At 69.3% G+C, this 14,038-nt stretch carries 12 protein-coding genes; 8 read left to right on the forward strand and 4 right to left on the reverse strand.

What is annotated here, in order from left to right:
- Window positions 1–76: 76 nt before the first annotated feature.
- Complete coding sequence (locus ACTHQV_RS16770; protein WP_440491881.1) at window positions 77–2,569, forward strand: ABC transporter permease; 2,493 nt, start codon at window positions 77–79, stop codon at window positions 2,567–2,569.
- Between the two features lie 35 nt (window positions 2,570–2,604).
- Here ACTHQV_RS16770 and ACTHQV_RS16775 read toward each other — a convergent pair whose 3' ends face one another.
- Entirely contained in the window at window positions 2,605–4,029 is a 1,425-nt protein-coding gene (locus tag ACTHQV_RS16775; RefSeq protein ID WP_440491882.1) for a DEAD/DEAH box helicase, read from the reverse strand.
- A gap of 266 nt (window positions 4,030–4,295) precedes the next feature.
- Here ACTHQV_RS16775 and ACTHQV_RS16780 point away from each other — a divergent pair, with 266 nt between their 5' ends.
- Complete coding sequence (locus ACTHQV_RS16780) at window positions 4,296–5,417, forward strand: GAF domain-containing protein (RefSeq protein WP_440491883.1); 1,122 nt, start codon at window positions 4,296–4,298, stop codon at window positions 5,415–5,417.
- On the forward strand, window positions 5,407–5,823 hold the full coding sequence (locus tag ACTHQV_RS16785; RefSeq protein ID WP_440491884.1) for a response regulator: 417 nt from the start codon (window positions 5,407–5,409) through the stop codon (window positions 5,821–5,823). The genes ACTHQV_RS16780 and ACTHQV_RS16785 overlap by 11 nt, the downstream gene beginning before the upstream one ends.
- On the opposite strand, the gene recF is transcribed toward ACTHQV_RS16785, so the two are convergent.
- The gene (gene recF / locus ACTHQV_RS16790) at window positions 5,805–6,878 is read right to left on the reverse strand and encodes a DNA replication/repair protein RecF (protein WP_440491885.1); all 1,074 of its coding nucleotides are present in this window, start codon (window positions 6,876–6,878) and stop codon (window positions 5,805–5,807) included. The genes ACTHQV_RS16785 and recF overlap by 19 nt on opposite strands.
- Window positions 6,879–7,004: 126 nt before the next feature.
- On the opposite strand from recF, the gene ACTHQV_RS16795 reads away from it, so the two are divergent.
- A complete protein-coding gene (locus ACTHQV_RS16795; RefSeq protein WP_440491886.1) occupies window positions 7,005–7,346 on the forward strand; it encodes a hypothetical protein in 342 nt (113 codons plus the stop codon).
- Between the two features lie 83 nt (window positions 7,347–7,429).
- Here the strand turns inward: ACTHQV_RS16795 and ACTHQV_RS16800 are convergent, their stop codons facing one another.
- Both ACTHQV_RS16800 and ACTHQV_RS16805 read right to left on the reverse strand, forming a co-directional pair.
- On the reverse strand, window positions 7,430–8,179 hold the full coding sequence (locus ACTHQV_RS16800; protein WP_440491887.1) for a Coq4 family protein: 750 nt from the start codon (window positions 8,177–8,179) through the stop codon (window positions 7,430–7,432).
- 58 nt (window positions 8,180–8,237) lie between these two features.
- A complete protein-coding gene (locus ACTHQV_RS16805) occupies window positions 8,238–8,474 on the reverse strand; it encodes a hypothetical protein (RefSeq protein WP_440491888.1) in 237 nt (78 codons plus the stop codon).
- Between the two features lie 95 nt (window positions 8,475–8,569).
- Here ACTHQV_RS16805 and ACTHQV_RS16810 point away from each other — a divergent pair, with 95 nt between their 5' ends.
- The 4 genes from ACTHQV_RS16810 to recQ all read left to right on the forward strand — a co-directional run bounded on the left by ACTHQV_RS16810 (window position 8,570) and on the right by recQ (window position 13,968).
- On the forward strand, window positions 8,570–10,387 hold the full coding sequence (locus ACTHQV_RS16810; protein ID WP_440491889.1) for an ABCB family ABC transporter ATP-binding protein/permease: 1,818 nt from the start codon (window positions 8,570–8,572) through the stop codon (window positions 10,385–10,387).
- Window positions 10,388–10,453: 66 nt separating this feature from the next.
- Window positions 10,454–11,386 (forward strand): alpha/beta fold hydrolase, encoded by a 933-nt coding sequence (locus ACTHQV_RS16815; RefSeq protein ID WP_440491890.1) that lies wholly within the window; start codon window positions 10,454–10,456, stop codon window positions 11,384–11,386.
- Window positions 11,383–12,165 carry a class I SAM-dependent methyltransferase gene (locus tag ACTHQV_RS16820; protein ID WP_440491891.1) on the forward strand — a complete coding sequence of 261 codons (783 nt, stop codon included), beginning with the start codon at window positions 11,383–11,385 and terminating at the stop codon, window positions 12,163–12,165. The genes ACTHQV_RS16815 and ACTHQV_RS16820 overlap by 4 nt, the downstream gene beginning before the upstream one ends.
- A gap of 39 nt (window positions 12,166–12,204) precedes the next feature.
- The gene (gene recQ, locus ACTHQV_RS16825) at window positions 12,205–13,968 is read left to right on the forward strand and encodes a DNA helicase RecQ (protein WP_440491892.1); all 1,764 of its coding nucleotides are present in this window, start codon (window positions 12,205–12,207) and stop codon (window positions 13,966–13,968) included.
- The last annotated feature ends 70 nt before the right edge of the window (window positions 13,969–14,038 follow it).

Consider the following 14,038-nt stretch of genomic DNA (forward strand, 5'->3'; position numbering starts at 1 on the left):
GTGCCGCCCTGGCCCCCCGCCTGCGCGGGGGTACGATCGTGCCTTTAGTCCAAACCGCCACCCATCGAGCCATCGCATGACCGAATGGCGTCTCGCATGGCGCTTCGCCCGCCGCGAGCTCGATGCCCGCTTCCGCGGCCTCCGGCTGCTGCTGGTCTGCCTGATCCTCGGCGTCGGCGCGCTGGCCGCGATCGGCAGCCTGACGCAATCGATCACCGGCGAACTCGCCGCCCGTGGTCGCAGCCTGCTCGGCGGCGATCTCGAACTCTCGGTATCGCAGCGGACCGCGACCGATGCCGAACGCCGCTCGATGGCGCGGCTCGGCCGCGTGTCCGAAACGCTGCGCATGCAATCGATGGGTGTCAACTTCGGCGGGGAAACGGCCCCGATCGAGCTGAAGGCGGTCGACAGCGACTACCCGCTCTACGGCACGCTGACCTTGCAAACCGGCACCGCCCGCCCGCTCAGCCCGAGCGAAACCTATGTTGGGCCGGCGCTGGTCGATCGGTTGAAACTGCGCGTCGGTGGCCCGGTCCGCTTCGGCACCGCGCGCTTCACCGTCGCCGGGATCATCGCCGACGAACCCGACCGTCTGAGCGAGGGGTTCACGCTGGGCGCCGTGGCACTGGTGTCGCCTGAGGGATTGCAGCGTACCGGCCTGATCGCGCCGGGCAGCCTGTATGAAAGCAAGTACCGCATCGCCAGCCGCTACGACCCGGCAACCGCGATCAAGGCGTTTACCGACCGCTATCCGGCGCAGGGCTGGGACAGCCGCACCCGCGACCGTGCCTCACCGGGGGCCGAACGTTTCCTGACGCGGATGGGCGAATTTCTGGTGCTGGTCGGCCTGACCGCTTTGGTCATCGCCGGGATCGGCGTCGGCAACGGCGTATCGAGCTACCTCGCCACCCGCCGGTCGAGCATCGCCACGCTCAAGGTATTGGGTGCGACCTCGGGCCTGATTGCGCGCGTCTATCTGCTTCAGATCATGGCAGTTTCGGCGATCGGCATCGCCATCGGGTTGGGCGTCGGCGTCGCCGCCGTGCCGCTGATCGTGGCGGTCGCGGGCGACGTCCTGCCGGTCGCGCCCCGCTTCGCCATCCAGCCCCTGCCGTTGCTACAGGCCGCCGCCTATGGCCTGCTGATCGCACTCGCCTTCGCCGCGCCGCCGTTGTTGGCGGCAGGCGCAGTCCCTGCCGCCGGACTATTGCGCGGCGTCCATGACGGCCGCAAGCCGCCCCGGTGGAAGGCGGCGGCATGGATGGGCGCGGCGTTCGCCGGCATCGTCGCGCTGGTCCTGTCGACCAGCGAACGCCCCTGGTTCGGGGCGGCATTTCTGGCCGCTTCGGGCGGACTTCTCTTGATATTATCGATACTTGGCTGGACGATCCGCTGGAGCGCCGCCCGTCTGCCCCGCCCGCGCCGGCCCTTGCTGCGCCTTGCGGTCAGCGCCCTGCACCGTCCCGGCGCGCGCACCGGCGCACTGGTCGTGGCACTCGGCCTCGGCCTGACCCTGTTCGTCCTGCTGGCGACCATCCGCACCAGCCTCGATGCCAACATCGCACGGACCGTCCCGGCCCGCGCACCCGCGCTATTCGCGCTCGACGTGCCGCCGGCTCAGGAATCGTCGTTCCGTGCAACTATCGTCAACTTCCAGCCCGACGCCGACATCCAGACCGTGCCCCTGATGCGCGGCACGATCACCGCCTATGCCAACACCCGCGTAACCGACCTGAAGACCATTCCCGAAGGGGCTTGGGCGCTGCGCGGCGAGCGCGGCCTGACCTTCGCCCGTACCCTGCCGCCCGGCAGCGAACTGGTCGCGGGCAAATGGTGGGGCGCCGACTATGCCGGCCCGCCGCTGGTATCGGTCGACGAACGCATGGCGCAGGCGCTGAACCTGAAGCTCGGCGATCCGCTGACGATCAGCGTCGCCGGGCAGGAACGCACCGCTCGCATCGCCTCGCTGCGCAAGATCGCGTGGGACAATATGGGCTTCAATTTCGTGATGGTGTTCAGCCCCAACGCACTGTCCGACGTGCCGCACAACCTCGCCGCCACGATCACCATGCCACCCGGTCGCGAACGCGCCATCCTGCGCGCGCTCTCGGCACGCTTCCCCTCGACCTCGGTCGTGGAAGTGCGCGAGGTGATCGGGCAGGTCCGCGATATCGTGTCGCAAATGGCCACCGCCATTGCCGCGGCGGCGGGCATCGCCATCCTCGCCGGTATCGCCGTACTGGTCGGCGCGATCGCCGCGGCACGCGAGACGCGGACCTATGATTCGGTGATCCTGAAGACGCTCGGCGCCACCCGCGGCCAGATTTTGGCGGCGCAGGCACTCGAATATCTGCTGCTCGCCGCGATCCTCGCGGCGCTGGCGGCACTGATCGGCATTGCCGGCGGCTGGTATGTCGTGGTCGAACTGTTCGCGTTCGAATGGCTGCCCGAATACCGCGCGATCGGCCTGACGCTCGCGACCGGGGTCGGGGTCACCGTCGGCATCGGTCTGCTCGGCGCCCTGCCGATCCTGAGCGCAAGACCGGCAAGGGCATTGCGCGAACTATAAAATCCTCCCCGCGCAGCGGGGAGGATCTGGGAGTGTTACGCCGTGGCCCGCGGTGCGCCGCCACGGCCGCGACCGCCGCGACCGCGACCGCCGCCACCCGGACGACCGCCGCCACCGGCACCGGCCTCACGCTGCGGCGGACGACCACCGCCCTGCCCTTCGCCGCGCTGCGGCTGGCCGCCCCGCGCCGGACCACCGCGACCATGCGCGGGCTTCGCGCCATGGGCATGGGTAGCACGCGGCCGCGCCGGGCCACGCTCACTGGGCAACCGCTCGGGCCGGTCGGGGGCATAGGGCGCACGGCTCGCCTTGATCTGCGCGCTCTGCTGCAGGAAATCGTCGGGCAGCGGCACGACCTCGACCTTCTGCTTGGTCAGCCGTTCGATCCCCTTCAGGAACGGCCGCTCGTCATCGGCGCAGAAGCTGAACGCCACACCCGACGCACCCGCACGCGCGGTGCGGCCGATGCGATGGACATATTGTTCCGACACGTTGGGCAGTTCGAAGTTCACCACATGGCTGACCCCCGACACGTCGATGCCGCGCGCGGCGATGTCGGTCGCGACCAGGATCGGCACGGTGCCGTCGCGGAACGCGGCCAGTGCCTTTTCCCGCTGCGGCTGCGACTTGTTGCCATGGATCGCGTTCGACGCGATGCCGTTCGCCGCCAGCAGCTTCACGACGCGGTCGGCACCGTGCTTGGTCCGCGTGAACACCAGCGCGCGATCGATCTTGGTATTGCGGAAGAACAGCGTGAGCAGCGTCTGCTTCTCGGTCTGCTGGACGAAGGTGACTAATTGCTCGACCCGCTCGGCGGTCGACGACACCGGCGTCACCTGCACGGTCGCCGGATCGGTCAGATACTTGTCGGCCAGTTCGCGAATGTCCTTGGGCATGGTCGCCGAGAAGAACAGCGTCTGGCGCGACTTCGGCACCATCGACACGATCCGGCGCAGCGCGTGGATGAAGCCGAGGTCGAGCATCTGGTCGGCTTCGTCGAGCACGAGGATTTCGAGTTCGCCCAGCCCCAGGCACTTCTGGTCGATCAGGTCGAGCAGACGGCCCGGCGTCGCGACGAGGATGTCGACGCCCGATGCTACGTCGCGGATGTTGCGCGCGACCGGCACGCCGCCGAACACGGTCGCGACGGTCAGCTTGCTGTGCTTGGCATAAGCCCTGGCATTGTCGGCGATCTGGCTGACCAGTTCGCGCGTCGGCGCCAGCACCAGCATCCGGCAGCGCATCGGGCGACGACGAACATTCGCCTTCACCAACAAGTCGATCGAGGGCAGCACGAACGCGGCGGTCTTGCCGGTACCCGTTTGGGCGATGCCCAGCAGGTCGCGCCCTTCGAGGACCAGCGGGATCGCGTCGCGCTGGATCGGGGTCGGGGTTTCGTAATTCTTGGCGGCGAGCGCGTCGAGGATCGACTTCGACAGGCCGAGCGACTGGAAGGACATGAGAGTTCCTATAAAACAGGTCCGGCATCCGTGCAGCGCACACGATGGGCGCACGAATGGCGGGGCAAAAAATTGCGACCCGCGTGACTAGGGAAGCCGGTTCAGCATCGACGCGGAGCCGAAACCATCAAGGTCCGATCACGCTGCCTGAAAAAGCGTCGCTGCACCGCGGCAGATAGGCGAGGGCGGCGCGATGGTCAAGCCATGGTCCGTTTTGCCTGTTTTCGCTATGGAATCCGCCGGGTGAAGCCCGTACATGCCGGGACATGAACGATCTCGCCCCGTTCGGCGCGACTCCCGGCAGTCCGCGTCCTGCCGATCCGGTCGACAACCTGCCGCGCCGCCAGTTGCGCCTGCTGGGCGAAGCCGCCGACCGGATGCTGGCCGCCGACGATCCGGCGGCGATGGTCGAGGATTTGTTCGCGCTGATTTCCGACGAATTGCGGCTCGACGTCTTCTTCAACTACCGGCTCGACCCCGATGGCCTGACGCTGGTCGCCCATGCCGGCCTGACCGAGGCGGAGGCCGCCGCCGGCGCGCGGCTGGAGGTCGGACAGGCGGTTTGCGGCTATGCGGCAAAGGAGCGCCGCCCGATCCAGGCGTTCTGCGTGCAGACGTCGGACGACCCGTTGACCGGCTTCGTCCGCGATCTCGGCATCGATGCCTATGCCTGCACGCCGCTGGTCCATGGATCGACATTGCTCGGCACGCTCGGCTTCGGCCGGCGCTGGACCGACCGGTTCGACGCCGACGAACTCGCCTTCCTCCACACCGTCTGCCACTATGTCGCGCTCGCCAAATACCGGCTGAAGATAGAGGCCGAGTTGCGTGAGGGGATCGCGACCCGCGAACGGCTGCTCGGCGAACTCAACCACCGCGTCCGCAACGCGTTGCAGACCGCTGTCGCCGTCGTCCGACTGGGTGCGGCGGATACCGTCGACGACACGGCAAAGGCCGCGCTCGCCGCCGCCGCCGCCCGGCTGGAGGTGCTGGCCGCCGCGCACCGCCCGCTCTATGCCGCCGATACGCCGACCTCGATCGATATCGCCGCGCTGCTCGATGCGATCACCGAACGCGGCGATGGCGACCCGATTGCGGTCACCGCGCACGGCACCGCCTGTCTGCCGATCGAGCAGGCCGCCGCCGTCGCGCTGCTGGTCCATGCGATGCTCGACCCCGATCCCGACGCGCTGACGCAGGTCGCGATCGATGCGCGCGGCGATGCGATGCGGATCGCGCTGATCGGCCCGGCCATGGGCATCGCCCGGCCCGCGATCGACGACGGCCGGCTGGTGCGCGGCCTGTCGCGGCAATTGCGGGCCACGATCACCCGCAACGGCACCGATCGTCTCACCCTTTCCATTCCGGGGCGCGCCCATGCCGGATAGGTTGCGGATCATGCTGGTCGAGGACGAGGCATTGGTCGCGATGCTGGTCGAGGATGCGCTGACCCTGCACGGCCATATCGTCACCGGCGTCGCCGATACGCAGGCGGGCGCGCTGGCGCTGGCGGAGGCCGATCGCCCCGATCTGGCGCTGTGCGACGTGCGCCTCGCGCAGGGCGATTCGGGCCGGACCGTCGCGGTCGCGCTGGCGGCGCGGGGCATCCCCTGCCTGTTCCTCAGCGGCAATTGCCCGGACGTCGCCGACCATCCACTGATCCTCGGCTGCATCGCCAAACCCTTCTACACCGCCGGCTTGGGCTATGCGATCGCGGCGGCGATGGCGCGGGTGCATGGCGAAGCGCCTGAGAAAATCCCCAACGAACTGCGCTTCTACGCGCCCGTCGACTGAACGCTTCCAACGGCGACGTGGAACCGCGTCGCATCGCTGGCGATCCCGTCGAACAGCCCGGCCTCGGTCCCGGTCAGCCACACCTGCCCCACCCCCGCCGCCCGCGCGAACAGCGCCGCGCGCCGCGCAGGGTCGAGATGTGCCGCCACCTCGTCGAGCAACAGCACCGGCGGTCGCCCGGCGCGCTCGGCGACCAGCTCGGCATGCGCCAGCACCAGCCCCAACAATAATGCCTTCTGCTCGCCGGTCGAACAGCGTGCCGCCGCCTGTCCCCGGTCGCGATCGGTGACGATCAGGTCGGCCCGGTGCGGTCCGCTAAGCGCTCGCCCTGCCGCCGCATCGCGCGCCCGCCCCGCCGTCAGCTCGCGCGCGAACAATGCGCCATCGCCATGCCAACCCTCCAGCGCCAGCGCCGCGCGCGGGAAATCGGCGGGCGGCGTCGCGGCGATCCGTGCGTCGAGCATCGCCACGCACTCGGCCCGCGCCGCGCCCAGCGCCACGCCATGTTCGACCATCCGCGCCTCCAGCGCCGACAGCCAGTCGGGATCGGGCGCGACGTCCTCGGCCAGCAACCGGTTGCGCTGGCGCATCGCCGCATCATAGCGCGTCGCCTGCGCGGCATGGCCGGGCAGCAGCGCCAGCGTCATCCGGTCGAGAAACCGCCGCCGCTCGCCCGCCGGCTCGACGAACAGCCGATCCATCGCTGGGGTCAGCCACAGCACCGACAGCCATTCGGCAAGCACCGTCGCCGATGCCGCCGCCCCGTTCACCCGCACGATCCGCCGTTCGGGCGCGTTGGCCTGCGTCCCCGTCCCCAGCCGCACGTCGCCGGGCAGTTCGGCGGCGACCCCGAACCCGCCCGCCCCGCCCTCGCGCGCCATGTCCGACAGCGCGGCACGGCGCAGCCCGCGTCCGGGCGCCAGCAGCGACACCGCCTCCAGCACATTGGTCTTGCCCGCGCCGTTCGGCCCGCTCAGCACCACGAAGCCCGGTCCCGGTTCGAGTGTCGCCGCCGCATGATTGCGAAAGTCGGTCAGGGTCAGGCGGTTCAGCATCTGCGACCGACCGTTACCGCCCCGCCCCGCCCGACGGAACCCGCCATGACCGCGCCCATGTTATACGAACGCAACTTTCCGCGCCGCCGGGAATTGGGGTTGTCGAATTAGAACAGGGAAAACCCAATGACCCGCTTCGCTCTCGCGGCTGCCGCCGCCTTCGCCCTCACCGCCTGCGGATCGCAGACCCCGCAGCAACAGCAGGCCGAACAGCTGCGCGATCAGGCCGATGCCGAAGCCGATGCGATCGAGGCTGCCGCCGAAAACCAGACCGCGCAGATGAAGGTGGAGGCCGAAGGGCTGCTCAACCAGGCGCAGCAGGCCGGCGGCTATGACGCCGAACGGCTGAAGGTCCGCGCCGACGCGATGCGCGACGAGGCCAAGCTGGTCGAGCAACAGGCCGAAGCCCGCGCCAAGGCGGTCCGCGACGCCGGCGAGGCGAAGGCGAGCGCAGCACTGGCAAAATAAGCACCCCGTCTTTCCCTCTCCCGACGGGAGAGGGAGGGAACGGCACAGCCGCGGAAGGGTGAGGGCGAACGCCCAATCCGTCCTTAAATCCCCTGCAACCCCTGCTCGCGCAGCCGCTGTTGCGCGGCATGATAGGCCACAGGCTCGATGATGTTCAGCCGCCGCCGCGCCGCGTCGAGCGGTTCGGCCAGCAGCGCCTCATAATCCTCGGCATGCAGCCAGCGTGCGCGGCGGCCATGGCGATATCCTTCCCACACCGCCTTCGCGAACGCTCGCTCGCCGGTCACCCGCAACGACTTGAGCGCCGCGCCCAGCCCGATCGCCGCCCAGCCGAGCCCACCGGTCTGCGCATAGGAAAAGGCGACCAGACACGCCTCGCCCAGATGCTCCTCGGCAGTGTAGCCGGTCAGGATGTGCCAGATGTCGTGGACGTCGCGTTCGCGCCGGCCGAACCACGCTACCGGATGCGGCGCGTCCTGCCACCCTTCGCCATCGGCATAGCTGATATCGGCCAGTCCCTGCGCCGAGAAACCTGTGCGATCGAGAAACGCGCGATAATGCGCGCCGACGCTACCCTCGGGCAGCGCATCGACCCAAGCGCGATCGGAAAAGCGCCGGGTGAGTTCGACCCGGTCATAGGCGATCCGCCCGCCGCCCGGTTCGAGCAACAGTCGCGCATAGTTGCGGTGGCTGGTATCGGCGTTCAGCGCGCGCATGATGCGGAACACCTGTACCGTATCATTACCATCGGCCAGCAGCCGCTTGAGCGCCGCCCAAGCAGTCCCCCAGTCGCGGCGCAGCGGCTGCACCGTGTCGATTCCCTGCGTCGCCATCGCCGACTCCGTTACTTACACCGCTGTAAGTATGCGGAAGCCAGTTCGGCGTCAAGCGTCAGCCTGCGCTGCGCCTCGTGCGTTGCGGGCTGCTAGCGATCTGCGCGGCGCCGCGTTCGCACGATGCGCTGATGACCGGATAGGACAGATCGGTGTTGCGCGCGAGCATCGCCGGCACCGCCGCCTGGCATTCCGCGACCGATTGGTAGCTGACCGGTGCGACCCGTTCGCGGCTGCACGTCGCGCCATCGTCGCCGCAGCCCAGGATCGCCATCACGTAGACCAGAGGTGCCATCGCTCGTCTCCTCGCCCTGTTTCAATCCGTTCGACCGCCGCTTGTTCCGACGAAGCGTTGCGCCGGCGCGCCCGGTACCCCAAATGACGCTTGCAATGCCCCCCGATACCGCAACCGCCTCCGGTCCGACCCGGCCGATGCTGGCGACCCTCCGCCGATTCCTCCCCTATCTCTGGCCCGCCGGCGCCACCGGCCTGAAGCTGCGCATCGTCGCCGCGCTGGCGCTGGTCGTCGCGTCGAAGGTCGTGCAGGTGCGCGGCGCGCCCTTCGCCTTGCAGGGTGCGATCGACACCATGGCGGCGGGGTCGCGCGACGCGCTGTGGCTGGTGGTGGCGCTGGTCGCCGGCTATGCCGCCGCGCGCTTTGCCGGCACGCTGTTCGACAATCTGCGCAACGTCGTGTTCGAACGCGTCGGGCAGGATGCGACGCGGCGGCTGGCGGCATCGGTGTTCCGCCACCTCCATGCGCTGTCGCTGCGCTTCCATCTCGAACGGCGCACCGGCGCGGTGACCAAGGTCGTCGAGCGCGGCACGAAGAGCATCGACACGATGCTGTATTTCCTGCTGTTCAACATCGCGCCGACCATCCTCGAACTCGGGCTGGTGCTATGGATTTTCGGCTCGCGCTTTGGCAGTTGGCTGGTCGTCGGCACGGTGGCGATGGTCGTGTTCTACATCGCCTTCACCCGCTGGGTGACCGACTGGCGATCGAGCTTGCGCGAACGGATGAACGACCTCGACACCGGTGCGGTCGCGCATGCGGTCGATTCGCTGCTGAATTTCGAGACGGTCAAATATTTCGGCGCCGAGGAGCGCGAGGCCGCCCGCTACGACCGCGCCGTCGCGAGCTATGCCGATGCGGCGGTCAAGTCCGAAAACTCGCTGGCGCTGCTCAATATCGGGCAGGCGCTGATTACCGCGCTGATGCTGGGCGGTGGCATGGCGCTGGTCGTGTTCGGCTGGGCGCGTGGCCAATTCTCGGCGGGCGACGTCGTGCTGGTGTCGACGCTGCTGACTCAGCTCTTCCGCCCGCTCGACCTGCTCGGCATGGTCTATCGCACCGTGCGGCAGGGGGTGGTCGACATGGGCGCGATGTTCGACCTGATCGACACCCCGGCCGAGGTCGTCGACGCCCCCGGCGCACCGCCCTTGACCGTCAGCAGCGGCCATGTCCGGTTCGAAGGAGTCGGGTTCGGCTATGGCGACGGCCGCACGATCCTGAACGGCATCGACCTCGACATTCCGCCCGGCACGACGCTGGCGGTGGTGGGGCCGTCGGGCGCGGGCAAGTCGACGCTCGCCCGGCTACTGTTCCGCTTCTACGATCCGACCGCCGGGCGCATCACCATCGACGGACAGGATATCGCGACCGTCGCGCAGGCGTCGCTGCGCAGCGCGATCGGCATCGTGCCGCAGGATACGGTGCTGTTCAACGACACGATCGGCTATAACATCGCCTATGGCCGCGCCGATGCGACCGCCGACGACATCGCCCGCGCGGCGCAGGGCGCGTCGATCGCGCCGTTCATCGCCAGCCTGCCGCAGGGCTTCGACACGCGCGTCGGCGAACGCGGCCTGAAACTGTCGGGCGGCGAGAAACAGCGCGTCGCCATCGCCCGCACGCTGCTCAAGAACCCGCCGGTGCTGATCCTCGACGAAGCCACCAGCGCGCTCGACAGCCGGACCGAGGCCGACATCCTCGCCACCCTCGAAGCGATCGAGCGCGGCCGCACGACGATCGTCATCGCCCACCGCCTGTCGACCGTGGTCCATGCCGACCGCATCGTCGTGCTGGAGGGCGGCCGCGTCGTCGAAAGCGGCTCGCACGGCGAACTGCTCCGCGCGAACGGCACCTATGCCGAAATGTGGGCGCGCCAGGCCGCCGAGCGCGAGGCGGCACTGGCCGAGGCCTAAACCGTATCCGATGGACACTCCCCGCCGCCCAAGCGTATCGGCCAGGGCCAAGCGGGAGAGTGACCGATGAACGACAGGCTGAAAAAAGCGGCAACGACCACGGCACTGATCGGCGGCGGCCTCGCGCTGTGGACGGCGCTCGCCGCCAGCGCCTCCGAAGCGATGGTGCCCGCCGATGGCGATTTCGTCGACGTGCCGGGCGGGAGGCTGCATTATGTCGATACCGGCGGCGACGGGCCGGTCATGGTCATGCTGCACGGCCTGTACGGGCAGCTCCGCAACTTCTCCTATGGGCTGACCGCGCAACTGGCCGATCACCGGCTGATCCTAGTCGACCGGCCCGGCTGGGGGCATAGCAGCGTCGATGGCAGCCAGCCGCCGATCGAGGAACAGGCGCGCATGGTCGCCGACCTGATCGACGCGCTGGGGCTCGATCGCCCGCTACTGGTCGGCCACTCGATGGGCGGCGCGGTCGCGCTGGCCTTCGCGCTCAACCATCCGGGCAAGGTCCGTGGGCTCGCCCTCATCGCGCCGCTGACCCAGCCGATGGACCATATCCCGCCGATCTTCCGCGGCAAGGCGCCGCCCGCGCCGATCCGGGGTCTGGCCGCATGGACCTATGGCGTACCGCTCACCACCCTGACCGGGCCGGTCGTCGCCAAGCATGTCTTCGCCCCCGACACGGTGCCGATGGACTTCGGCACCCGCGGCGGCGGCCTCGTCGCGCTTCGCCCCTCCAGCTATCAGGCGGGCGCGTTCGAGATCGACGACGCCAACCGCGCCGTATCCGGCATGGCCGCGCGCTACGGATCGATCGCCCTGCCGGTCGCGATCCTGTACGGCCGCGACGACCATCTGCTGAACCCGGAGGAACAGGGGGACCGCACCGCCGCCATGATCCCCGGCGCCACCCTGACGAAGATCGCCGGCGGTCACATGATCCCGGTCACCCACCCGGCCGAAACCGCCGCCTGGCTGCGGACGGCGGCGACCGCGTGAGGGCGCTGCTGGCGGCGGTACTGCTGCTCGGCGGCTGCACCACCGCCTATGGCGACGGCATGGGCGACATCCTGCGCGGACAGGGCATCGCCGCGCGCGAACCCGATTACGACGTTCCCTATGTTCCGACCCCCGAACCGGTCGTCGATGCGATGCTGGCGATGGCGCAGGTCGGCGCGACCGACACGCTGATCGACTTGGGGTCAGGCGACGGTCGCATTCCGATTGCCGCCGCCCGCCTCGGCGCACGCGCCAGCGGCGTCGAGATCGACGCCACGCTGGTCGAGCGCGCCCGCCGCAACGCCGCGCTCTACGGACTGGCCGATCGCGCCCGCTTCACCCGCGCCAATCTGTTCGACGTGCCGCTGCGCGACGCCAGCGTCATCACGATGTACCTGTTGCCCAGGATCAACATGGCGCTGCGCCCGCGCCTGCTCACCGAACTCCGCCCCGGCACGCGGATCGTCACCCACGCCTTCGACATGGGCGAATGGCGCGCCGACGCGGAACGGCTGGTTGCCGATCGCCGCGTGTATCTGTGGATCGTCCCGGCGGTCGCCGGTGGCAACTGGCTGGCGATGCTGCCCGACGGACGCGAGATGCCGCTGCATTTCGATCAGCGGTTCCAGGACGTGACCGGCACGATGGGCAGCGCGACGGTCACCGGCACCCTGCGCGGCACCGCGATCCGCTTCACCGCCGCCGGACGCAGCTATACCGGCACGGTCGGCGAGGCGGCGATTACCGGCGACAACTGGCGCGCCGTCCGGGTGCCTTAACCCTCGACGCTGCCACCTCGCGTCCCTAGGTGGAGGGCAATGGCGCTCGACCCGATCCCCGTATTGCAATCGACCTTCGGCTTTCCCGACTTCCGCGGTGTCCAGCGGCAGGTGGTCGACCGCGTGCTCGCTGGTGAGCGCACGCTGGCGGTGATGCCGACCGGCGCGGGCAAGTCGCTGACCTATCAGCTGCCCGCCCAGATGCTGCCGGGCACCTGCGTCGTCGTCTCGCCGCTGATCGCGCTGATGCACGACCAGTTGCGCGCGGCGACTGCGGTCGGCATCCGCGCGGCGACGCTGACCAGCGCCGACGACAATCGTGCCGAAACGCGTGGTCGGTTCCTCGACGGCGATCTCGACCTGCTCTATGTCGCGCCCGAACGCGCCTCGGGCAGCGATTTCCGCGAGTTGCTCTCGCGCGGCAACCTTGCGCTGTTCGCGATCGACGAAGCACATTGCGTCAGCGAATGGGGCCACGACTTCCGCCCCGACTACCGCCTGCTGCGCCCACTGTTCGACCAGTTCCCCGACGTCCCCCGCCTGGCGCTCACCGCCACCGCCGACGCGCATACCCGCGCCGACATCCTCGACCAGCTCGGCATTCCGCAGGACGGGCTGATCGTCGCCGGCTTCGACCGGCCCAATATCCGCTACCACATCACCCCGCGCGATCAGGGCACGCGCCAGATCGCCGACGTGATCGCCGCCACCCCCGGCCCCGGCATCGTCTACGTCCAGTCGCGTGCCGGCACCGAGAAGCTGGCCGAAGCGCTCGCCAAGACCGGCCGCCCGGTCCGCGTCTATCACGCCGGGCTCGACCCCGCGGTCCGCCAGCGCAACCAGCACGACTTCGTCGCGTCCGAAGACATGGTGATGGTCGCCACCATCGCCTTCGGCATGGGAATCGACAAGCCCGACGTGCGCTTCGTCGCCCATGCCGGGCTGCCGAAATCGATCGAGGCCTATTATCAGGAAACCGGCCGCGCCGGGCGCGACGGCGATCCGGCGGTCGCGCACCTGTTCTGGGGCGCCGACGACTTCGCCCGCGCGCGCCAGCGGATCGGCGAGGTCGAGCCTGCCCGCCAGCCCGGCGAGCGCCAGCGGCTGAACGCGCTCGGAGCGCTGGTCGAGACCGCCGGCTGCCGCCGCGCGATGCTGCTGCGCCATTTCGGCGAGTCGCCGCCCGAATTTTGCGGCAATTGCGACAATTGCCTGACCCCGCCCAATGCGGTCGACGCGACGCAGGTCGCGCAGAAATATCTCTCGGCGGTGTTCCGCACCGGCATGATGTTCGGCGCGACCTATATCGAACAGGTGCTGACCGGCCAGTCGACCGAGCGCAGCCTGACCAACGGCCACGAAAACCTGTCGGTGTGGAACATCGTCGATGACGATGAGGTCGCGCTGCTCAAACCGGTCGGCCGCGCACTGCAACTGCGCGATGCGCTCCGCGCCAACGACCATGGCGGGCTGGAATTCGGCCCCGCCGCGCGCGGGTTGCTGAAGGGCGGCGACACGCTGTCGCTGATCGTCCCGCCGAAGCGCGAGCGGCGGCGGCGCGGCAGCGGCACGACGCCCAACCCGACCGGCGATCCGCTGTTCGAGGCACTGCGCGCCAAACGCCGCGAACTGGCGCAGGAGGCGGGCGTGCCGCCCTATGTCATCTTCCACGATTCGGTCCTGCGCGACATGGCCACCGACCGCCCGCAGACGATCGGCGGCATGCGCCGCATCACCGGCATCGGTGAAAAGAAGCTGCAAGCCTATGGCGACGCGTTCCTGAGCGTCATCAAGCAACACTAAATCCTCCCCGCTTCGCGGGGAGGGGGACCAGCGAAGCTGGTGGAGGGGGATTGCGGCAAACGGAACGGCT

The organism is Sphingomonas sp. SAFR-052, from assembly GCF_051965015.1.
Taxonomy (GTDB): Bacteria; Pseudomonadota; Alphaproteobacteria; order Sphingomonadales; family Sphingomonadaceae; genus Sphingomonas.

What these genes read in the sequence shown, in the direction of transcription:
- ACTHQV_RS16800 (WP_440491887.1), bottom strand. Translation starts at nt 8,179, where the DNA reads ATGGCGACGCAGGGAATCGACACGGTGCAGCCGCTGCGCCGCGACTGG.
- recF (WP_440491885.1), bottom strand. Translation starts at nt 6,878, where the DNA reads ATGCTGAACCGCCTGACCCTGACCGACTTTCGCAATCATGCGGCGGCG.
- ACTHQV_RS16785 (WP_440491884.1), top strand. Translation starts at nt 5,407, where the DNA reads ATGCCGGATAGGTTGCGGATCATGCTGGTCGAGGACGAGGCATTGGTC.
- ACTHQV_RS16770 (WP_440491881.1), top strand. Translation starts at nt 77, where the DNA reads ATGACCGAATGGCGTCTCGCATGGCGCTTCGCCCGCCGCGAGCTCGAT.
- ACTHQV_RS16775 (WP_440491882.1), bottom strand. Translation starts at nt 4,029, where the DNA reads ATGTCCTTCCAGTCGCTCGGCCTGTCGAAGTCGATCCTCGACGCGCTC.
- ACTHQV_RS16805 (WP_440491888.1), bottom strand. Translation starts at nt 8,474, where the DNA reads ATGGCACCTCTGGTCTACGTGATGGCGATCCTGGGCTGCGGCGACGAT.
- ACTHQV_RS16810 (WP_440491889.1), top strand. Translation starts at nt 8,570, where the DNA reads ATGCCCCCCGATACCGCAACCGCCTCCGGTCCGACCCGGCCGATGCTG.
- ACTHQV_RS16815 (WP_440491890.1), top strand. Translation starts at nt 10,454, where the DNA reads ATGAACGACAGGCTGAAAAAAGCGGCAACGACCACGGCACTGATCGGC.
- ACTHQV_RS16795 (WP_440491886.1), top strand. Translation starts at nt 7,005, where the DNA reads ATGACCCGCTTCGCTCTCGCGGCTGCCGCCGCCTTCGCCCTCACCGCC.
- ACTHQV_RS16780 (WP_440491883.1), top strand. Translation starts at nt 4,296, where the DNA reads ATGAACGATCTCGCCCCGTTCGGCGCGACTCCCGGCAGTCCGCGTCCT.
- recQ (WP_440491892.1), top strand. Translation starts at nt 12,205, where the DNA reads ATGGCGCTCGACCCGATCCCCGTATTGCAATCGACCTTCGGCTTTCCC.